Annotated in this window: 19 protein-coding genes; 11 read left to right on the forward strand and 8 right to left on the reverse strand. The window is 71.7% G+C overall.

Annotated features, from left to right (window positions below; genetic code table 11):
• Positions 1–166: 166 nt before the first annotated feature.
• The 4 genes from ACSMXV_RS19660 to ACSMXV_RS19675 all read left to right on the forward strand — a co-directional run bounded on the left by ACSMXV_RS19660 (position 167) and on the right by ACSMXV_RS19675 (position 2,355).
• Positions 167–1,132 (forward strand): hypothetical protein, encoded by a 966-nt coding sequence (locus tag ACSMXV_RS19660; protein WP_473172683.1) that lies wholly within the window; start codon positions 167–169, stop codon positions 1,130–1,132.
• A 90-nt stretch (positions 1,133–1,222) separates the two neighbouring features.
• The gene (locus ACSMXV_RS19665) at positions 1,223–1,612 is read left to right on the forward strand and encodes a VOC family protein (protein ID WP_473172684.1); all 390 of its coding nucleotides are present in this window, start codon (positions 1,223–1,225) and stop codon (positions 1,610–1,612) included.
• A 121-nt stretch (positions 1,613–1,733) separates the two neighbouring features.
• Positions 1,734–2,093: a DUF6247 family protein gene (locus tag ACSMXV_RS19670; RefSeq protein ID WP_473172685.1), complete on the forward strand. Its 360-nt coding sequence runs from the start codon at positions 1,734–1,736 to the stop codon at positions 2,091–2,093.
• A complete protein-coding gene (locus tag ACSMXV_RS19675; RefSeq protein ID WP_312870506.1) occupies positions 2,086–2,355 on the forward strand; it encodes a hypothetical protein in 270 nt (89 codons plus the stop codon). The genes ACSMXV_RS19670 and ACSMXV_RS19675 overlap by 8 nt, the downstream gene beginning before the upstream one ends.
• Before the next feature lie 90 nt (positions 2,356–2,445).
• Here ACSMXV_RS19675 and ACSMXV_RS19680 read toward each other — a convergent pair whose 3' ends face one another.
• Complete coding sequence (locus ACSMXV_RS19680; RefSeq protein WP_473172686.1) at positions 2,446–4,128, reverse strand: fatty acid--CoA ligase family protein; 1,683 nt, start codon at positions 4,126–4,128, stop codon at positions 2,446–2,448.
• Positions 4,129–4,231: 103 nt separating this feature from the next.
• Between ACSMXV_RS19680 and ACSMXV_RS19685 the strand changes: the two genes are divergently transcribed.
• From ACSMXV_RS19685 to ACSMXV_RS19700, 4 genes are all read left to right on the forward strand, one after another.
• Positions 4,232–5,383: a lipid-transfer protein gene (locus tag ACSMXV_RS19685; protein ID WP_473172687.1), complete on the forward strand. Its 1,152-nt coding sequence runs from the start codon at positions 4,232–4,234 to the stop codon at positions 5,381–5,383.
• A 1-nt stretch (position 5,384) separates the two neighbouring features.
• Complete coding sequence (locus ACSMXV_RS19690) at positions 5,385–5,840, forward strand: Zn-ribbon domain-containing OB-fold protein (protein ID WP_473172688.1); 456 nt, start codon at positions 5,385–5,387, stop codon at positions 5,838–5,840.
• A complete protein-coding gene (locus ACSMXV_RS19695) occupies positions 5,837–6,673 on the forward strand; it encodes an enoyl-CoA hydratase/isomerase family protein (RefSeq protein WP_473172689.1) in 837 nt (278 codons plus the stop codon). Before ACSMXV_RS19690 ends, ACSMXV_RS19695 begins: the two co-directional genes overlap by 4 nt.
• A gap of 194 nt (positions 6,674–6,867) precedes the next feature.
• Complete coding sequence (locus ACSMXV_RS19700; protein ID WP_473172690.1) at positions 6,868–7,503, forward strand: hypothetical protein; 636 nt, start codon at positions 6,868–6,870, stop codon at positions 7,501–7,503.
• Positions 7,504–7,648: 145 nt separating this feature from the next.
• Here ACSMXV_RS19700 and afsK read toward each other — a convergent pair whose 3' ends face one another.
• Positions 7,649–10,033, reverse strand: coding sequence for a protein serine/threonine kinase AfsK (gene afsK, locus ACSMXV_RS19705; protein WP_473172691.1), 2,385 nt, complete (start codon positions 10,031–10,033; stop codon positions 7,649–7,651).
• Between the two features lie 191 nt (positions 10,034–10,224).
• On the reverse strand, positions 10,225–11,004 hold the full coding sequence (kbpA, locus tag ACSMXV_RS19710; RefSeq protein ID WP_473172692.1) for an AfsK-binding protein KbpA: 780 nt from the start codon (positions 11,002–11,004) through the stop codon (positions 10,225–10,227).
• 323 nt (positions 11,005–11,327) lie between these two features.
• Between kbpA and ACSMXV_RS19715 the strand changes: the two genes are divergently transcribed.
• Positions 11,328–11,975 carry a TetR family transcriptional regulator gene (locus ACSMXV_RS19715; RefSeq protein ID WP_181658102.1) on the forward strand — a complete coding sequence of 216 codons (648 nt, stop codon included), beginning with the start codon at positions 11,328–11,330 and terminating at the stop codon, positions 11,973–11,975.
• Between the two features lie 246 nt (positions 11,976–12,221).
• Here the strand turns inward: ACSMXV_RS19715 and ACSMXV_RS19720 are convergent, their stop codons facing one another.
• Together ACSMXV_RS19720 and ACSMXV_RS19725 are read right to left on the reverse strand one after the other, a co-directional pair.
• Positions 12,222–12,710 carry a nitroreductase/quinone reductase family protein gene (locus ACSMXV_RS19720; RefSeq protein WP_473172693.1) on the reverse strand — a complete coding sequence of 163 codons (489 nt, stop codon included), beginning with the start codon at positions 12,708–12,710 and terminating at the stop codon, positions 12,222–12,224.
• A complete protein-coding gene (locus ACSMXV_RS19725) occupies positions 12,710–13,933 on the reverse strand; it encodes an acyl-CoA dehydrogenase family protein (RefSeq protein ID WP_473172694.1) in 1,224 nt (407 codons plus the stop codon). The genes ACSMXV_RS19720 and ACSMXV_RS19725 overlap by 1 nt, the downstream gene beginning before the upstream one ends.
• Positions 13,934–14,256: 323 nt before the next feature.
• Here ACSMXV_RS19725 and ACSMXV_RS19730 point away from each other — a divergent pair, with 323 nt between their 5' ends.
• Both ACSMXV_RS19730 and ACSMXV_RS19735 read left to right on the forward strand, forming a co-directional pair.
• Positions 14,257–15,447: a thiolase C-terminal domain-containing protein gene (locus tag ACSMXV_RS19730; RefSeq protein ID WP_473172695.1), complete on the forward strand. Its 1,191-nt coding sequence runs from the start codon at positions 14,257–14,259 to the stop codon at positions 15,445–15,447.
• A 295-nt stretch (positions 15,448–15,742) separates the two neighbouring features.
• Complete coding sequence (locus ACSMXV_RS19735; RefSeq protein WP_473172696.1) at positions 15,743–16,399, forward strand: pyridoxine/pyridoxamine 5'-phosphate oxidase; 657 nt, start codon at positions 15,743–15,745, stop codon at positions 16,397–16,399.
• Here ACSMXV_RS19735 and ACSMXV_RS19740 read toward each other — a convergent pair.
• Genes ACSMXV_RS19740 through ACSMXV_RS19750 form a run of 3 tightly spaced genes read right to left on the reverse strand, consistent with a single transcriptional unit; the run spans position 16,377 to position 18,205 of the window.
• Positions 16,377–17,261: a GNAT family N-acetyltransferase gene (locus tag ACSMXV_RS19740; protein ID WP_473172697.1), complete on the reverse strand. Its 885-nt coding sequence runs from the start codon at positions 17,259–17,261 to the stop codon at positions 16,377–16,379. The two genes, ACSMXV_RS19735 and ACSMXV_RS19740, sit on opposite strands and share 23 nt — an antisense overlap.
• A gap of 36 nt (positions 17,262–17,297) precedes the next feature.
• Positions 17,298–17,756, reverse strand: a complete 459-nt coding sequence (locus ACSMXV_RS19745; protein ID WP_473172698.1) for a Zn-ribbon domain-containing OB-fold protein — start codon at positions 17,754–17,756, stop codon at positions 17,298–17,300.
• Positions 17,753–18,205, reverse strand: coding sequence for a DoxX family membrane protein (locus ACSMXV_RS19750; protein WP_473172699.1), 453 nt, complete (start codon positions 18,203–18,205; stop codon positions 17,753–17,755). Before ACSMXV_RS19750 ends, ACSMXV_RS19745 begins: the two co-directional genes overlap by 4 nt.
• Positions 18,206–18,356 lie beyond the last annotated feature (151 nt).

Genomic DNA, 18,356 nt, shown 5'->3' on the forward strand with positions numbered 1-18,356 from the left:
CTGTGCGGCAATTGGCAGATTTGGGCCACCCCTGTGACGTAGTCACCGTGCCAGAACGTCACATGCGTGGCCCAAATCTGCCATTCCCCGACCGCCAGCCGCCCCCTCCCCGGCCGGTTATCCACAGGGGGTGCGGGAACTCCGGGCCTCTCGGGAGAGTGGGGCCGTGGAGCAGGGGGAATTGCGCGGGCTCGTGGAAGGTGGGGTGCTGCTCACCTCGCGTGCCCTGGAGGCGGGGTGGCCGCGGCGGTCCCTCCTTCGGAGGCTCGGTGCGGAAGGGTGGACCCGCATCCAGGCGGGCGCCTGGGCCGAGCCGGGGTGGGAAGTCGACCTGCCCACCCGCCTCCGGGCCGCGCAGCTGCTCAAGCCGCAGCTCGTAGTGAGCCATCGCTCGGCGGCCGCGCTGTGGCGGATCGAGGTGCTGGGCTCGGCGCAGCGGCAGCGGCCGAAGATGGAGTTCAGCGACCCCGGGCTCGCCGTCCGGCGGGAGGGGACGGGGGTACGCGTGTACCGGGTGCCGATCCCGCACGACGAGGTGGTGGAGCGTCGCGGGCTGCGGGTCACCACCGTCCGCCGTACGCTCGCGGACCTGTTGCGGGCCGGGCCGAGGGACGACGCGCTCGTCGCCGTGGAGTCGGCGCTCACCCGACGCACCGTCGACCACGTCCGCCGCGGGCCGCTCACGACCCTCGCAGCGATCACCACCGCTCTCGAAGCTCCTCAATCTTCCGGAACCCCGCTCCGCGGGACGTCCAGAGCCCGCCGCTGGCTGGAGCTCGCCGACCCGAACGCCGGCTCACCGGCCGAGACGATTGCGCGCCTGCACATGCATGACGCGGGCCTCCGCCCCGAGAGCCAAGCCGAACTCCTCACCCCCGGCGGCCGCCGCTGCTTCCTGGATTTCCTCTTCCGAGCCGAAGGCCTGGCCGTCGAGATCGAGGGATATGCCTACCACGGCACCCGCGAGTCCCACCGCCGTGACCTCGCGCGCTTCAACCAAGTACTTCAGTGCGCCGAGGTCCGCACGCTCCTCCGCTACACCGCCGTGGACGTCTTCCAACGGCCCACTCACCTGATCGAGGACATCCGCAACACCCTCATCCGGCTCCGACACGGGCGCGCACCACAGTGACCAGCAGCCCGCTCAGCGCGGTGCCGTCCACGGCCTGGGCGCCTCAAAACCCGTGGACGCACGCGGCGCCCGAGGACGATAGTGACGCCCATGGCTTCTCTCGTGCGTCACGTGACCTTCGACTGTGCCGATGCCTACCGCCTCGCGAGCTTCTGGGCCGAGGTGCTGGAAGGTTCGCTCGCGGAGGACGACAATCCCGGTGACCCGGAGGCGCTGGTCACCGCCAAGGGAGTCGGGCTGCTGTTCATCAGAGTGCCCGAGCCCAAGAGCGTGAAGAACCGCGTACACCTTGACCTGCAGCCGCAGGACCGCTCACGGGACGAGGAGGTCGAGCGACTCCTCGCCCTCGGCGCCACGCTCGTCGAGGATCACCGGAAGCCCGACGGGACCGGGTGGGCCACGCTCGCCGACATCGAGGGCAACGAGTTCTGCGTGGAGCGCAGCGCGGCCGAGCGGCCGACCGAGCGGGCGGCCGGCTGATCAAGGGTTGGCCGGGCCCGGTACCGCAGGTCCGTCTCGATAATGATCGAGCCGAACACGCTACGTGACCGGTAACGCCTGCCGTACCGTAGGCATCGCACGGTCCCAGGGAAGGATCAGGATGACCGCACAGCACATCGAACCCGGTGGGCCACTCATCCCCCGGCCCGAGCGGACACCCGCCGCACTCCGTGTAGCACTTGCCCAGGTGGCTCCCCACCGTCTCGCCGAGATGGAGCGGCAGAAGGACGAGGCCATCGCCCTGGCCGCGCGTACCGGCAGCCTCGGACCGATCGTCCAGTTCCTCGAGACCTGGGCCGTCGTCGTGGAGATCGCAAGGGTGCCGGCCATGGCCGCACGGCTTCGGGCCGCCGAGTACACGGCGCAGAGCGTCGACCGAGACGATCCCGCTTGGCGAGCGGCCATGGACGAGATCCACGCGCTCCACTCGACTACCCGGGAGTCCCTCGACCGTGAGTAGCTGGCGGTGGGAATACGACCCGGATGAGGTCCATGTGGTCGGCGGGCCCACACCCGCGCCGCCTGCCTTCGTCGTCGAGGTCGAGAAGCGCGCCGACGAGATCGTGAGAGCCGCGGAGGCCCTTCACCTGGACGGCAGCACCTACCAAGGCGCCGGAGAAGGAGTACAGACCGCCTACGTGCCCGGCGGCATGTTTCTTTACCTGACCGTCGCGCGGCATGAGTGCGTCTACATCCTCCAGGTCACGGCCTGGCCCACCTGACGCAGAGCAGTCGCATCAGCCCATTCCGAAGGCGTCGGCAACGTCGTCGGGCACTGCGTCGAAGTCGTCCGTCACTGCCATACCCGATGTTCACGTCGCCCCGCCGGTGCCGTGCCGCCCACCCCGCCCCCGCAACTCCCCCTTGACCACCTTCCCGCTGGCGTTCCGCGGCAGCTCCCCCAAGAACTCCACCGACCTCGGCACCTTGTAGTTCGCCATCTCGCGGCGCGACCACGCGATCAGATCGTCCGCCGTCAGCGTCGTCGCGCCCGGCCGCCGCACCACGTACGCCTTCCCCACCTCCCCCAACCGGGGGTCCGGGACGCCGATGACCGCCACGTCCGCCACGTCCGGGTGCAGGCCGAGCAGCTGCTCTATCTCCGCGGGGTACGCGTTGAAGCCGCCGACGATGAACATGTCCTTGATGCGGTCCGTGATGCGGAGGTTGCCCGCCTCGTCCAGGACGCCCACGTCACCCGTGTGCAGCCAGCCGTCCGGCGTGAGCACCTCAGCGGTGGAGGCCGGGTCCTCGAAATAGCCCTGCATGACGTTGAAGCCGCGGACCAAGACCTCGCCGGGGGTGCCCGGGGACAGCGGATCGCCCGCCGGCCCCACGACCCGTACCTCCGTGCCGGGGATCGCCCGGCCCGACGTCGACGCGATCACCTCCGCCGCGTCCCCCCGCCGGCACATCGTCACGATGCCGCTGGCCTCCGACAGGCCGTACGCCGTGAGCACCGTGTCGACGTGCAGCTCCCCCCTCAGCCGCTCCACCAGCTGCAGCGGCACCACCGCCGCCCCCGTCACCACCAGCCGCAGCGCCGACAGGTCGTACGCGTCCCGGGACGGATGGTCCAGAAGCGACTGGTGCAGGGTCGGCGGGCCCGGCAGGACCGAGATGCGTTCCGCCGCGATGTTCGCCAGCACCGTGTCCACGTTGAACACCGGCTGAGGGACCATCGTCGCGCCCCGCATCAGACAGGCCACGATGCCCGCCTTGTAGCCGAACGTGTGGAAGAACGGGTTCACGATCAGATAGCGGTCGCCCTCGCGCAGGCCCGCCAGGTCGCTCCACACCTCGTAGCCGCGGAGCGTCTGGGCGTGCGTGATCACCGCGCCCTTGGGGCGGCCCGTCGTCCCCGACGTGAAGATGATGTCCGAGGGCGATCCGCCCGTGATCCCGTCCGCCCGCCTACGGACCTCGGCGGCGCCCACTCCCTCCCCGTCCGCCAGGAAGTCCTTCCACGTACGGAAGTCCGCCGGTGCGTCGTCCGACAGCACCACCACCTGCTCCAGGTGCGGCAGGCCAGGCAGCGGGCCCGCAGTCCCCCCGGCCCTCGCCGTCCCCTCGGCCCCCGCCATCCCCTCGGTCCCTTCGGCCCCCTCGCCCGCCGCCCTCCGCAGCGACGCCACATACGACGCCCCTAGGAACGTGCCCGTCACGAACAGCAGCTTCGCGCGGGTCCGTTCCAGTACGTACGCCGCCTCCGCTCCCTTGAAGCGCGTGTTCAGCGGTACGAGGACCGCCCCCGCCGTCACCGCGCCCAGCGCCGAGACGATCCAGTCCAGGGTGTTCGGGGCCCACACCGCCACCCGGTCCCCTGCCCGCACCCCGTTCGCGATGCACGCCGCCGCCGCCCGTTCCACGCGCTCGCCCAGTTCCGCGTACGAGACCCGGGTGCGGCCGTCGACGACGGCCTCCCCGTCCTCGTACCGCTCGGCCGCCGCTCGTACGAGCCCCGGGATGCTCCCCCACTCCAGATCCCCGCGCATCGCACGCCTCCCACAAGACCGAAAAACAGTAGCTGACTACCCGTCAGATTAGCTGTACTCTGACGGCCTGTCAGCAGTGGTGGCCCCACGGTGGAGGTGGCAGGTGGCGGCGAGTCTCAAGGACGCTACGGCGATAGTCGGGATAGGCCAGACCCCCTTCGCCAAACGACTCCCCGAATCGGAGAAGACCCTCGCCTGTCGCGCCGTCCTCGCCGCTCTCGACGACGCCGGGATCGCGCCCTCCGAGGTCGACGCCTTCGCCTCCTACACCATGGAGGAGACCGACGAGGTCGAGATCGCCAAGGCCATCGGGGCCGGCGACGTCACCTTCTTCAGCAAGGTCGGGTACGGGGGCGGCGGCTCCTGCGCCACCGTCGCGCATCTCGCCGCCGCCGTCGCCACCGGGCAGGCCAGTGTCGGTGTGGCCTGGCGGTCCCGTAAGCGCGGGTCAGGACCCCGGCCGTGGAAGAACACCGCCGTCCAGCTGCCGACCCCCGCCCAGTGGACCCGGCCCTTCGGGCTCCTCCGGCCCGCCGACGAGATCGCGATGCTCGCCCGCCGCTATATGCACGAGTACGGCGCAACCCGCGACCACCTCTTCAACGTCGCCCTCGCCTGCCGCAACCGCGCGAACCAGAACCCCGCGGCGATCATGTACGAGCGCCCGCTGACCCGCGAGATGTACATGACCGCCCGCTGGATCAGCGAACCCCTCTGCCTCTTCGACAACTGCCTGGAGACGGACGGCGCGCTGGCCTGCGTCATCGTCTCCGCCGAGCGCGCCCGCGACTGCCGCCGGAAGCCGGTGTACGTCCACTCGGTCGCCCAGGGCCTGCCCTCGCAACACCACGGCATGGTCAACTACTGGAACGACGACCCCCTCTCCGGCCCCGCCTGGACCGCCGCGCGACACCTCTGGAAACAAGCCGACTTCGGGCCGGAGGACGTCGACGTCGCTCAGATCTACGACGCGTTCACCCCTCTCATCCCGCTCTCCCTCGAGGGATACGGCTTCTGCGGCCGCGGCGAAGGCGGCGCGTTCACCGAGGGAGGCTCTCTCGAGATCGGCGGGCGGCTGCCCATCAACACCGGGGGCGGCGGGCTGAGCGAGGCCTACGTCCACGGCTTCAACCTCATCAACGAAGGCGTCAAACAGCTGCGCGGCACCAGCACCGCCCAGGTCCCGGACGCCGCCACCTGCCTGGTCACGGCGGGCGAGGGAGTCCCCACGTCGGCACTGCTGCTGAGGAGTTGAGATGCCCCGGTCCGACACCGACACCCTGCTCTCCCCCGTCATCGACGACGACGGCGCCCCCTTCTGGGAGCACGCCTCGCGCGGCGAGCTTCGCATCCAGGCGTGCGCCCGCCCCGCCTGCGGCGAGCTGCGCTTCCCGCCCCGCCCCTGCTGCCCGCACTGCCAGTCGTTCGACAGCGAGTGGCGCAGGATGAGCGGGCGGGGGCGAATCTGGTCGTACGTGATCCCGCATCCGCCGCTGCTTCCGGCCTACGCCGAGCTGGCCCCGTACAACGCGATCCTCGTCGAGCTCGCCGACGCCCCGCACATACGGCTGGTCGGCAATCTCGTCAGCGGGCCGGACGCCCCGCTGAACTCGGTCCCGGCCGAGCGGCTGCGGATCGGCGCGAAGGTGCAGGTCGTGTTCGCATACGTCGGCGGTGTGGCGGTGCCGCGCTGGGTACTGGAGCGGCCATGACCGTCCGTACCGAGGTGCACAAGGAGACCGGAGTGGCCGTCGTCACCCTCGACCGCCCGAGCAGGCACAACGCCATCGACCTCGAGGCGGCCGGTGAACTTGCGGCCTCATGGCGGGAGTTCCGGTTCGACGACTCCGTACGTGCGCTCGTGATCACCGGCGCCGGCACCAGGGCCTTCTGCACCGGGATCGACCGTTCCACCGAAGTCCCGCAACCCGCCTCGCCGTACTCGACCGACGACCCGCTCCTCAACATCGGGCCGAAGGCGAACGACCTCTGGAAACCCGTCATCGCCGCCGTCAACGGCATGGCCTGCGGCGGCGCCTTCTATCTGCTCGGCGAGGCCGAGTTCGTGGTCGCGGACGAGACGGCGACGTTCTTCGATCCGCACACGACGTACGGCATGGTCAGCGCGTACGAGCCGATCCTCATGGCGCAGCGGATGCCGATCGGGGAGGTCGCGCGGATGGCGCTGATGGGCACGGCCGAGCGGATCTCGGCGCGCCGGGCGTACGAGACGGGGCTGGTCTCGCAAGTGACCGCGCCCGGAGAGGCGTTGGACGCCGCTCTCGAGTGCGCCCGGGTGATCGCCTCGTATCCGACCGAGGCCGTGCAGGGCACGGTGCGTGCCGTGTGGGCGGCGAAGGATGCGGCGCGCGCCCACGCGTTCGCGCAGGCGCCGCACCTCATCGCGCTCGGCAGTCTGCCGCCCGAGCGGCAGGCGGAGCTGTTCGCCGCCCGCCGCTCGGGGCCTGGTGCGGGCTCCGGGGCCGGAGCCGGTGGCGGTGGCGGTGGCGGTGGCGGTTCTGATTCCGGCCACCGCTTCCGCTGAGCGGCGCCGGGGACGTACCTGAACTTCCCCGGCGCCGGCGGGGTGTGGGCGGGCGGTTCACGTACTCCTTCGCGGGTACCCGCGCAGTGTCCCGGGCGTCCTGGGCTGGGATGTTGCCGTATGGATGTTGCCGTATGGCGCGGCTCGCGCACGGGGCGTAGCGTCGTGATCGAGAGCTGCGGAGGAGGCCTGCGATGGTCCGCAACGTCCTCGGGTCCGTCCTCGCTCTCATCGGAGCGACGGCCGCCGTCTGGAGCCCCTTCCGTGTCTGGTACGACGGCCGTCTCGGGCGCGACTACCGCCTCGCGGATCTGTTCTCCGGTACCGGAGTCACGGCCGCGAAGGCCGAGTTGTTCGGCTCGCTCGTGCTGCCGTTCGCTGCCGCAGCGGTGGTGACGCTGGTCGGGATCGTGCTCCGCTCGCGCGGTCTGGTGGCCCTGGCGGGCCTGATCGCCCTGGGGTTCGCCGTGCTGTGGACGGTGCGGCTGGGGCTTGCCCAGGGCAGCCTGACGGTCGGCGGTGACGGTCCCGGCCTTGAGATGGGTCTCCTGGGCGCCGTCGGGGGCGGCGCGGTGCTGCTGCTCGCGGCCCTGGTGATGCCGGGGCGCAAGCGGCGCCGGGGCCGCAGGCGGCGGACCACACCGCCGGCGGCGGAGCCCACAGCCACGGTTGAACGTTCCCGGGCCGCCGAGGACCAGCCCCGGGACGAGCACGCGTACCCGGGCCGGGAGCCGCCACCGACACGTCCGTCGTACGACGGACGCACGCGCCCCGCGGCCCACGATGAACCGACGCGTCCGATCTGGCGGCGGCCGCCGGACCAGAGCTGATCGGTCGGTCGGCAGCCGTCCGAGCATCACTCCCCCACCCCGCCCCTTCCCGTAACCAGGGGGCCAGCCCCCTGGACCCCCGGTCCTCAAGCTCCCCCAGCTAACGCTGGGAGGTGCCCCAGACGGGCTGATTTTCAGGCGCGGGTTACCCCCGCGCCGTCCCCGTCCCCTTCTCCGCGTCCAGCGCGTACACGCAGCGGTCCTTGCTGCACGCGTACACGACCCCGTCCTGCACGACAGGCGACCCGGTGATCTCGCCGCCCGTCGCGAGCTTCCAGCGCAGGCGGCCGTCGTCCGCCTTGAGGGTGTACAGCAGGTGGTCCGTCGAGCCGAAGTGGATACGGCCATCGGCGACGGCGGGCGCGCCGACCACGTCACCGCCCGCCTGGAAACGCCACTTCGGGGTGCCGGTCACCGCGTCCAGCGTGTACAGGCCCTTGCCGCTGCCCACATGGACATGGCCGTCCGCGACCAGCACGGGGTCCACGGATGACCGGGACTCGGTGGCGATGCGCCAGCGGTCGCGGCCGTCCGTCGCGTCCAGGGCGTATACCGTGCCGAGGTAGTCGGCCAGGTAGACGCCGCCGCCGGTGACCGCGGGACCGGGTACGTACGCGGGCGGGCTCAGGAAGACCGCGGGCGCCTCGAAGTGCCAGCGGACGTGGCCGCTCGCCACGTCGACCGCGAGCACCCGGGTGCCCGCGGAGATGTACACATGGCCGTCGGGCGCCTGCGTCAGTCGTACCGGCACGCCACCGCAGGACGCGGCGTCGCCGATCGGGTACGACCAGCGTTCGTCGCCGGTGCGTGCCTCGAGCGCGCGCAGCCGCGCGTTCTGCCACACGTACACCGTCCCGTCGTGCACGACGGGCCCGGCCTCCGGGGTCTCGAAGTCGCTCTGCGCGCCGGTGATCTCCCAGAGCTTGTCGCCGTTCCCCGCGTCCCAGGCCTGGACGCCGCCGCCGCGCGTTGCGGTGACCACGGTCCCGCGGTCGGCCTTCAGCGAGTAGACCCAGCCGTTGACGGACAGCCGCCACAGGTCGGAGCCCTCGCGGGCGTCGAGCGCGAGGAGTGTGGGCCCGTCCGAGGCGTGGATACGCCCGTCGGCCACCGCCAGCGACCAGGCGACGTCCCGCGTCTTGAACCGGCGCCGGCCCGTGGCGACGTCCAGCGCGTGGACCTCGAACGACGTGACGTACACGAGGTCTCCGGCGACGACGGGCGTCCCCCACACCTCGTTGGACATCCGGAACCGCCAGGGGCGCCAGGCCGCTCCCGCCTCAGGCTCGGGCACGGGCGGTGCGGTCGTGGGCGCGGGCACCGCGGGAGCGCCGTTGACCGCGGCGCCGGCCCGGGACCAGGAGGCGGCGAGGCCCGCGGCGACGGGAGCGGCCTTGACGGCGGCTGCGCGGGCGTCGGCCACGCGGGGTCCGGGCCCGATGGGCACCTGGGCGCCGGGAAGGCGTACGGGTCCGGCGTCCAGGGCCGGGCCGCCCTGCCGGCCGCCGCCGTCGCCCACGGGCGCGGGCCCCGGGTGCTGCTCGGGCGCCGGGGGCCGCTCGGGTCGCGGGGGTACGGCGGGGGCCGCACCCCGTCCGCCGCTGCGCCCGGAGCCGCTGCTCCTGACGGGCGGGCGGCCGTTGCGCCGGGCCTCGATCAGCGCCACGGCACGCTCGGGCAGCCACGCGGACGCCGTACCGCTGTCGTCGGAGCCGGGACCGAACAGATGCGGTGCGAGCTGGGCCTGGAGGTCGGCGGGGGTGGGGCGGGCGGTCGCCTCCATCTGCATACAGGACTCGATGAGCGGACGGAGCTCGTCCGGCAGCCCTTCGAGGTCGGGGCCCTCGCGCAGCAGCATGAACACCGTCTCGACGGGGTTCGCGCCGTGAAAGGGCGCGTGCCCGGTGGCGGCGAAGACGAGGGTCGAGCCGAGCGAGAACACATCGCTCGCGCCCGTCACGCTGCGGGAGTCCTTGGCCTGCTCGGGCGACATGTACGCGGGGGTGCCGACGGCCACGTTCGTCATGGTCAGGCGCGTGTTGGAGACCCCGGACGCGATACCGAAGTCGATCACGCGCGGCCCGTCCTCGACCACGAGCACGTTCGACGGCTTGAGGTCGCGGTGGACCAGGCCGGCGCCGTGGATGGACTCCAGCGCCTCGGCGACACCGGCCGCCAGCCAGCGCACCGCCTGGACCGGCAGCGGCCCGTGCTCGTTCACTATCTCCTCGAGCGAGGGGGCGGGAACGTACGCGGTGGCGAGCCAGGGCACCGCGGCGCGCGGGTCGGCGTCCACGACCGCTGCCGTGTAGAAGCCGGACACGGCACGGGCCGCCTCCACCTCGCGCGTGAAGCGGACGCGGAACAGCTGGTCCTCGGCGAGCTCGGTCCTGACGGTCTTGATCGCCACACGCCGGCCCGAGGCCGACCGCGCGAGATAGACCAGCCCCATGCCTCCGGCACCCAGCCGGCCCAGCACTTCGAACGGCCCGATCCGCCTCGGATCGTGCTGCGTCAGCTGATCCACCACTTCCCTGCCACCTCCCCGTACGCGGCTGCGCGGCAGCCGCCACTGCGCAGCGTCTCACCCCGGATCGCCACGGCGCCGCGCACCCCGATTCTTCCTGTCTTGGGCACCGGTTGCGAACCCGGGGCCGCTTCGGGGTGTCTCAGGGCAAAACGTATCCCTTACTTCCCCGCCGCCGCCCCGGGTGACCGGGTTCAGTCCTGCAGCACCGCGAACGACGCGCCCTGGTCGTCCATGAGAACCGCGATGCGGCCGTACGGGATGTCGAAGGGTGGCGCCTGAACGCGGCCGCCCAGCCGGACCACCGCATCGGCTGTCGCGTCGCAGTCCGCGACGTTGAAGTAGATGAGGAAATGGGAGGGCATCTCGACGGGGAAGGCGCCGGACATCACGCTCCTGCCGCCGATCGCGGTGTCCGGTCCCGGCTTCGCGCCGGCGGGCGACCAGGTGCGGAAATCGACCCCGGCGTCCTCCAGGTCGTATCCGCCGTAGCCGAAGACGCTCTCGTAGAAGGGGTCGACGACCGTCTTGTCGCGCGAGTACACCTCGGTCCAGCAGAAGGACCCCGGCTCCTGCTGCTTCTCGAAGCCGGTATGGGTGCCGCCCTGCCAGAGCCCGAAGACGGCGCCTTCGGGGTCGGCCGCGAGCGCCATGGTGCCGAAGGGCCCGACCGGCATGGGCTCCACGACCAGCTGCCCGCCGGCGTCCCGGATGCGGCCGGCGAGCGAGACCGCGTCGGGGGTGGCGAAATAGACGGTCCAGACGGTGGGCAGCCGGCCGTCCTGCTTGGGCGCGAGGGCCGCCACGTTCTTTCCGTCGCTGTACGCCTGCGTGTAGTAGCCGTACTCCGCGCCCGCGCCCTCGTCGAAGGTCCAGCCGAAGATCTCGCCGTAGAAACGCTTGCCCGCTTCGACGTCGGGGAGCATCGCGTCCACCCAGCACGGAACGCCTTCCGCGAAGGTTCTCTCGCCCATGAGCCCGCCCTGCCCCTCTTTTCTCTGTGGTCCCTCTGGTTTCGGCGTCCGCCCTGTGGCACCCGCCCGACACCCACGTGTGGCGTCCGTCACACATAAGCTAACGGCCACCCACGGCCCCCGCAGGCCCTTAATTCGAACACTTGGTCAATTTCTCATCCACCGATCTTGTCCACAGGCTGTTGATAACACTTGTGCATAACCGCCCGTACGTGAACATCCTGTGACGCACGAGACCCGCGTGACACACGCTCACGGAGGCCGCCAACCCCATTTGCAGTCGGCCGAATCGCGCTCCGATCACCCCTCGGTAAGCTGACGGCATGACAGGACAAGTACGTACCGTTGACGGCCGTGTGGCCGGAAGGCGCGGGCAGGCGACGCGTCAGAAGCTGCTCGAGTGCCTCAGTGAAATGCTCAGCTCGTCGCCCTATCGGGACGTCAAAGTCATCGATGTGGCCCGGAAGGCGGGGACCTCGCCCGCGACCTTCTATCAGTATTTTCCGGACGTGGAAGGGGCGGTCCTCGAGATCGCCGAGCAAATGGCCGCGGAGGGAGCCGGGTTGACCGAACTCCTCGCCGGCCGGTCCTGGGTCGGCAAGGCGGGCTGGCAGACGGCACAGGACCTGGTCGACGGCTTTCTCGACTTCTGGCGCAAGAACGACGCGATCCTCCGGGTCGTCGATCTGGGCGCGGCCGAGGGCGACAAACGCTTTTACAAGATCCGGATGAAGATTCTCAACTCCGTCAACAACTCACTTACCGAGACGGTCAAGGAGCTCCAGGCCAAGGGCAAGGTCGACAAGGAGGTGAGCCCCGCGGCGATCGCGGGTTCCCTGGTCGCCATGCTCGCCGCGGTCGCCGGGCACCAGAAGGGCTTCCAGTCCTGGGGTGTCAAGCAGGCCGAACTGAAGCCCAACCTGGCTTTGTTGGTGCATCTGGGCATCACGGGAAGGAAGCCGACCCGGTAGCCCCGGGCAACCGAAGTCCTGTCAGGCAGGCGGCAGATCACCCAGGTGATCTGCCGCCTGTTGCGTTGCGGGGAGACGGCGGCGGGCCGGGTCCGCCCGTCTGTGCGATGGAGGAGGGCCGGGTCTGCCCGTCTGCGCGAGGGCGGGGCCGGGTCTGCCCGTCTGCGCGAGGGCGGGGGCCGGGCCTGCCCGTCTGTGGCCAGGCGTTCCAGCACGACCGTCAGCGGCGAGCGCCCCGCGGCACTGTCATCGAGGCGTCAGCCGGAAAACGCGAATCTCCCGCTCGACCCGGGCCTGGTACAGCCCGTACGGCGGCCAGAACCCGAGCGCCTCCTCCCACACCCGCGCCCGCTCCTCCCCCTCCAGCAGCCGCGCCGTCACCGGGATGTCCCGCCCCCTCCAGTTGATCTCGGCGTCCGGGTGGGCGAGCAGGTTCACGGTCCACAGCGGGTGGTCCGGCCGGCCGTAATTGGAGCCGATCACGATCCAGTCGCCTGACGCCTCCGGCATGCAGGCGAGGGGCGTACGCCGGGGCAGACCGCTCTTGGCGCCGCGCGCCGTGAGGACGAGGCCCGGCAGCGCCTGCGCGCTGAGCTGCACCTTTCCACGGGTCAGCCGGTGCACGGCGAGGTCCACCGCGGGGAGGAAGTGCGGTGCCAGCTTCATGAAGGCGCGGGAGCTGGAGACCTTCTGCACGAGGCGCAGCGCGGGCGTGCCCGAGGTTGCAGGAGACATCAGATGCCGGCCTCCTCGAAGAGTCCCGACCGTTCCGCGGCATGGGCCCGAAGGCGGTGCACCGGGCCGAAGAGCAGTTCGTCGCTCGAGGCGCGTTTGAAGTACAGGTGCGCGTCATGCTCCCAGGTGAAACCGATGCCGCCATGCAGCTGCACGGCCTCGGATGCGGTGGAGCGCAGCGCCTCGAGGGCCTGCGCCAGGGCCAGGCTCCCCACGGCCGGCTCCTCGCCGCCCTGGCCGCCGTCCGCTGCCGCGGCCCAGGCCGCGTAATACGCGGCGGAGCGCGCCGCCTGCACCTGTACGTACATGTCGGCCAGCCGGTGCTTGACCGCCTGGAAGGAGCCGACCGGGCGCCCGAACTGCTCGCGCTGCCGCACGTACTCGACGGTCCGCTCGAGCACCCGGTCGGCCGCCCCCACCGCCTCCGCGGCGATCACCGCGGCGGCCGTCTCCCCGACGGCGGTCAGGACACCCGCCACGTCGGCCTCGCCCTCGGCGCCACTCTCCCGTCCGGCCCCGCCGAGCAACTCCGCTTCGACGTCGCGCAGTTCGACACGTGCCTGCGGGCGGGTCTCGTCCAGCGACGTCTGCCGGGTGCGCCCGAGCCCCGCCGCCCCCTCCGGGACGAGGAAGAGGAGCGTGCGCGAGCGGGCGAAGCCACCGGTGTGGGCGGCCACCAGGAGGAGGCCGGCGCTGTGGCCGTCCAGCACCTGCTCGGCTTGCCCGTACATCCGCCAGCCCCCGTCCGCCCGCCGCGCCTGCACCCCGCCCGCGCGGCCGCCGCCGGCCCAGTCGCCGCGGTTGTCCCCGGTCAGTCCGAGTGCCGTGGCGAGCCCGGCACCGGGGACCGCGAGGGCCGCGGTGAGCCCGCCCGAGGCGATGCGGGGCAGCAGTTCCGCGCGCTGCCGCTCCGTGCCGAGGGCCATGAGGAGAGGCGCCGCCAGGACGGCGGTGGCCAGCAGCGGGGACGGTGCCAGGGCGCGGCCCGACTCCTCACAGACGAGGGCGAGTTCGGTGGCCGAGCAGCCCACGCCTCCGTAGGCCTCGGCGATGGCGAGCCCGGGGAGGCCGAGCTGCTCGGAGAGCGCGGTCCACAGGGCGGTGTCGTAGCCGGCGGCGGCCCGCGTCGCCGATTTCACCTCGTCCGGACCACAGCGTTTGAGCAGGAGTTCTCGCAGGGTGCGGCGGATCTCGTCCTGCTCGGCGGTGAAGGTGGCATCCATCGGCGGGGCTCCTCCCCGGGCCGGATCCGTACCGAACCCGATCGGATCTGAGCAGTTATCCACGTGTCCAGGTGAAGATCCACGTGTGCAGGCAACAGCTGATCTGACGGGCCGTCATGTTAGGGCTCGAGTGCACAGAAGCACAGGGGCGGGATCGCTTGAGCGGGATTGCCTGGGCGGGATTGCTCGGGCGGGTCCGCTTGGGCGGGATCTGGCGGGTTCGCTTGGGCGGGTTTGCCTGGGTGGGTTCGCTTGGACGGGATGACGCACGCCCGCGCCACTCCCCTCCCGTCGCCCACCAAATCTGATGTACCGTCAGATTCATGCCAGGTTCATCGACCTCCGGCGTAGCCGGGACCCGCAAGGTGGCCGTCGTCGGCATAGCCCTCTCGGACTGCGGCCGCGTCGACGAGGCCACCCCCTACGCCCTGCACGCCCAGGCCGCCCGCCGCGCCCTCGCCGACTCCGGGCTCGGCCGCGAGGTCGTCGACGGCTTCGCCTCCGCGGGGCTCGGCACTCTCGCGCCGGCCGAGGTGGCCGAGTACCTGGGCCTCAGGCCCACCTGGGTCGACTCGACCTCGGTCGGCGGCTCCACCTGGGAGGTCATGGCGGCCCACGCGGCGGACGCCATCGCGGCCGGGCACGCGAACGCCGTGCTGCTCGTCTACGGCTCGACGGCCCGCGCCGACATCAAGGCGGGCCGCCGCACCTCCAACCTGTCCTTCGGCGCGCGCGGCCCCCTCCAGTTCGAGGTGCCGTACGGGCACACGCTGATCTCGAAGTACGCGATGGCCACGCGCCGCCATATGCACGAGTACGGCACGACGCTCGAGCAGCTCGCCTCGGTGGCCGTACAGGCGCGCGCCAATGCCGCACACAACCCCGACGCGATGTTCCGCGACCCGATCACGGTCGACGACGTCCTCTCCGGCCCGGTGATCGCGGACCCGTTCACGAAGCTGCACTGCTGCATACGCTCCGACGGCGGGGCGGCCGTCCTGCTGGCCGCCGAGGAGTACGTACGGGACTGCCGCACCGCCCCCGTCTGGATCCTCGGCACCGGCGAGCACGTCTCCCACACCACCATGTCTGAGTGGCCCGACTTCACGGTCTCCCCGGCGGCGGTCAGCGGACGGCTGGCCTTCGAGCGCGCGGGCGTGCGGCCGGACGAGATCGATGTGGCCGAGATCTATGACGCCTTCACGTACATGACACTCGTGACGCTGGAGGACCTCGGCTTCTGCGCGAAGGGCGAGGGCGGTTCGTTCGTCGAGAAGGGCCGCCTGACGCTGACGGGCGACCTGCCGGTGAACACGGATGGCGGCGGTCTTTCGGCCCAGCACCCGGGGATGCGCGGGCTGTTCCTGCTGGTCGAGGCCGTGCGGCAGCTGCGTGGCGATGCGGGCGAGCGACAGGTCCGCAGGCCGGGCGGCCGCCCGCCGCAGCTCGCGGTGGCGTCCGGTACGGGAGGGTGGTTCTGCTCGTCGGGGACGGTGGTGCTGGGGCGGGGCTGAGCGCGGGCCGAGGGCTGCCCGGGTGACGGGCTCCCGGGGACTCCGAGGCTTTCGGGCCCGGGGCTTCCGGGGCCGGGGCTTCCGGGGCCAGAGGCATCGGAGGCCTCCGGGCCCGAGGCGTCCGAGGCGTCCGGGGCCTCGGGGGCCTCCGGGCCCGAGGCATCCGGGGTCTCCGAGGTTTCCGGGCCCGGGGGCTTCCGGGCCCGGGGGCTTCCGGGCCCGGGGGGCTTCCGAGGCCGCCGAGGCTTCCGTGTCCGGGTGAGCGCTGTCAGTGCCAGCGGTAATACTCGGGCGCATGGGAACGGATCTTCACGAGCTGCTGAGGTCACTCCGGGTGTGGGACACGGAGCTGCCCGTCTTCGACCCGTCCGCCGCGCCCGCGGAACCGCTGCCGCTGTTCGAGCAGTGGTTCGCCGAGGCCGTGACTGCGGGCCAGACCGAACCGCACACCGTCGCACTGGCGACGGCGGACGAGGACGGTCTGCCCGACATCCGCACGGTGATGCTGCACGGGGCGGACGCGGAGGGCTGGTCGTTCGCGACACATTCGACCAGCCGCAAGGGCCGGCAGCTGGCCGCGCGCCCGTATGCGGCCCTGGGGTTCTACTGGCCGGTCCACGGCCGCCAGGTCCGTGTCCGCGGCCCCGTCACGGTGGCGCCGCCGGAGCAGAGCCAGGCGGATCTGCACGCCCGCTCGACCGGCGCACTGGCGGCCGCACTGGTGGGGCGCCAGAGCGAAGTCCTGGAGTCCACCGAGGAGTTGACGCGGGCCTCAGAGGCGGCTTGGGAGCGCGCCCAGCGCGAACCGGACGCCGCCGCCCCGTCCTGGACGCTGTACCGGGTCGCCCCGGACGAGGTGGAGTTCTTCCAGGGCGACGAGCGCCGGCGGCACGTCCGGCTCACGTATCGCAGGAGCGGTCCCGGCTGGGTCAGGCAGCTGCTGTGGCCGTGAAGAGGCAGACCATGGAGTCCTGTACGGGGCGGTAGCCGATGCGCTGGTAGAGGCCGTTGCTGGTGGGGTTGGCGAGGTCGGTGAAGAGCAGCACCTCGTCGGCGCCAGCGGCCAGCGCGGCGCGGCTCACCTCGGCGGTAGCGGCACCCGCGTAGCCACGGCCGCGCAGCGCCCGCGGGGTGTAGACGGGGGCGACGCGGACCATGCCCGCGATGCGCCGGGTCGCGCCCGCCATGGACACCGGGGTGCCGTCGGGTGTCTCCCAGAGAGTGACGCCTCCGTAGGCGAGGCGGCTGTCGGCCCACTCGCCCGGGTCCATGCCGGGCCCATCGCCGACGGCTTCGCTGAACTCGGTGTGCCAGCGCTTCAGCAACTCCCGGTCGCCTTCGCCTGCGACCCGGGCGCGGCCGGGCGGTGCGGGCTCCGGCGGCGTGAGCTTCTCGAGCCGGTAGAGGCGCTGGCGGAGGCCGACACGGGGGACCGCACCGGTGCGCTTCTGCCAAGCCACCCCGAACGCGTCGGCGGTCGCCTGTTCGGCCGCCACGCCGGGCACATCCGCGGTCCGGTCGGCCAGCCGCTCCGCCAGGGCAGCCGCGGCCTCCGCCGGTACGGACGTGAGCTGAACCGGAAACGGCGGCGTCCAGAGGAAGGCACCGACGACCTCACCCCGTACCGAGAGCGAGCCGAACAGCGGCTCGCCTGCGCCGTAGACATGAAGACCGCGCCCTCGCAGGTTCTCGGTGACGGTCAGCAGCACGGTGTGCAGAACGGGATCAGCGCGCAGGAAGTCCCCGGCGCGGTCCATGAAATCGTCGAGGTCGCTGGTCAGCTGCCAGTCGATGTCATACGAGGGTGCGGCCATACCTCATGGTGGCGGGAGCCGCAGGTACGGCGGAAGCTAATTTCGGGGTTGCCCGTGCCCCTGGTCCCCGGCCGCCGCGGGCCGGAACACCGGAACCACGAAGTCATCGCCCGCCACGGCCCGGAACGCCACCTCCAGCCTCATCCCGATCCGCAGCGCCTCCTGCTCGCACTCCACGATCTCCGTCATCATCCGCGGCCCCTCTTCGAGGTCCACGACTGCGGCGACGTAGGGCGTACGCGTGCCGAAGGGCGGCAGGTCGTTCCTGTGGACCACGGACCAGGTGTAGAGCGTGGCGCGGCCGCTCGCCCGTTCCCAGTCGGTGTCCTCGCTCCAGCAGTGCGGGCAGAACTCGCGGGGGTAGTGGTGGGCGCGGCCGCAGGCACGGCAACGGCGCAACAGCAGACGGCCCTCGGCCGCCGCCTCCCAGTAGGGGCGGGTGAACGCGTCGGGTTCGGGAAGGTCGAACCGCGCGGCCGCTCTTGCCGGCGTCATCCGAAGAGTCCGATCGCGCTGTCGAGGGACCAGGTCTGCCAGGACATGCCGAAGAGCGCGACGAACGAGACCAGCGCCATCATCGAGTTCTGCCCCTGCTCGGCCCAGTCATGGATCATGAGGACGAGGTAGAGGACGTTGAGCAGCAGCCCGCCGACCAGGGCGATCGGCGTCAGGAAGCCGAGGATCAGGCCGAGCCCAAGGGCGAGTTCGGCATAGACGACGACATACGCCATGACCTTGGGCCGGGGTGCGACGACCGCGTCGAAGCCGCTGCGTACCGCGTTCCATCTGTGCTTCGCGGCGACGTCCGCCGCCCACGCGATCCCCGTGCCCCGCTCGAACCAGCCCTTCTTGTCCTTGTGCCGCCAGCTCTCCAGCCACCACAGACCGAGTCCGATACGGAGCACGGCGAGCCATTCCGCACCGGTGAGCCAGATGGACTCCATGGGCGGGTTCCTCCCACTGCTGGACGCTGTCCCGACGGCACTACGGACACCCGAGGGTGTTGCCGACGGCACGTATCTGACGATACGTCAGTTCAGCGCATTAGGACGCGTCTGACAAGAGCCCTGCCGACGCTCGCGCCGGCGGCCCCGT

The sequence above is a fragment of the Streptomyces sp. DSM 42067 genome (assembly GCF_055792885.1).

Bases quoted from the DNA above. Each gene is read 5' to 3' on its own strand.
- ACSMXV_RS19725 (WP_473172694.1), bottom strand. From the start codon at position 13,933: ATGGATGCCACCTTCACCGCCGAGCAGGACGAGATCCGCCGCACCCTG.
- ACSMXV_RS19700 (WP_473172690.1), top strand. From the start codon at position 6,868: ATGGTCCGCAACGTCCTCGGGTCCGTCCTCGCTCTCATCGGAGCGACG.
- ACSMXV_RS19670 (WP_473172685.1), top strand. From the start codon at position 1,734: ATGACCGCACAGCACATCGAACCCGGTGGGCCACTCATCCCCCGGCCC.
- ACSMXV_RS19745 (WP_473172698.1), bottom strand. From the start codon at position 17,756: ATGACGCCGGCAAGAGCGGCCGCGCGGTTCGACCTTCCCGAACCCGAC.
- ACSMXV_RS19665 (WP_473172684.1), top strand. From the start codon at position 1,223: ATGGCTTCTCTCGTGCGTCACGTGACCTTCGACTGTGCCGATGCCTAC.
- ACSMXV_RS19690 (WP_473172688.1), top strand. From the start codon at position 5,385: ATGCCCCGGTCCGACACCGACACCCTGCTCTCCCCCGTCATCGACGAC.
- ACSMXV_RS19750 (WP_473172699.1), bottom strand. From the start codon at position 18,205: ATGGAGTCCATCTGGCTCACCGGTGCGGAATGGCTCGCCGTGCTCCGT.
- ACSMXV_RS19695 (WP_473172689.1), top strand. From the start codon at position 5,837: ATGACCGTCCGTACCGAGGTGCACAAGGAGACCGGAGTGGCCGTCGTC.
- ACSMXV_RS19680 (WP_473172686.1), bottom strand. From the start codon at position 4,128: ATGCGCGGGGATCTGGAGTGGGGGAGCATCCCGGGGCTCGTACGAGCG.
- ACSMXV_RS19720 (WP_473172693.1), bottom strand. From the start codon at position 12,710: ATGTCTCCTGCAACCTCGGGCACGCCCGCGCTGCGCCTCGTGCAGAAG.
- ACSMXV_RS19715 (WP_181658102.1), top strand. From the start codon at position 11,328: ATGACAGGACAAGTACGTACCGTTGACGGCCGTGTGGCCGGAAGGCGC.
- ACSMXV_RS19740 (WP_473172697.1), bottom strand. From the start codon at position 17,261: ATGGCCGCACCCTCGTATGACATCGACTGGCAGCTGACCAGCGACCTC.
- ACSMXV_RS19735 (WP_473172696.1), top strand. From the start codon at position 15,743: ATGGGAACGGATCTTCACGAGCTGCTGAGGTCACTCCGGGTGTGGGAC.
- kbpA (WP_473172692.1), bottom strand. From the start codon at position 11,004: ATGGGCGAGAGAACCTTCGCGGAAGGCGTTCCGTGCTGGGTGGACGCG.
- ACSMXV_RS19730 (WP_473172695.1), top strand. From the start codon at position 14,257: ATGCCAGGTTCATCGACCTCCGGCGTAGCCGGGACCCGCAAGGTGGCC.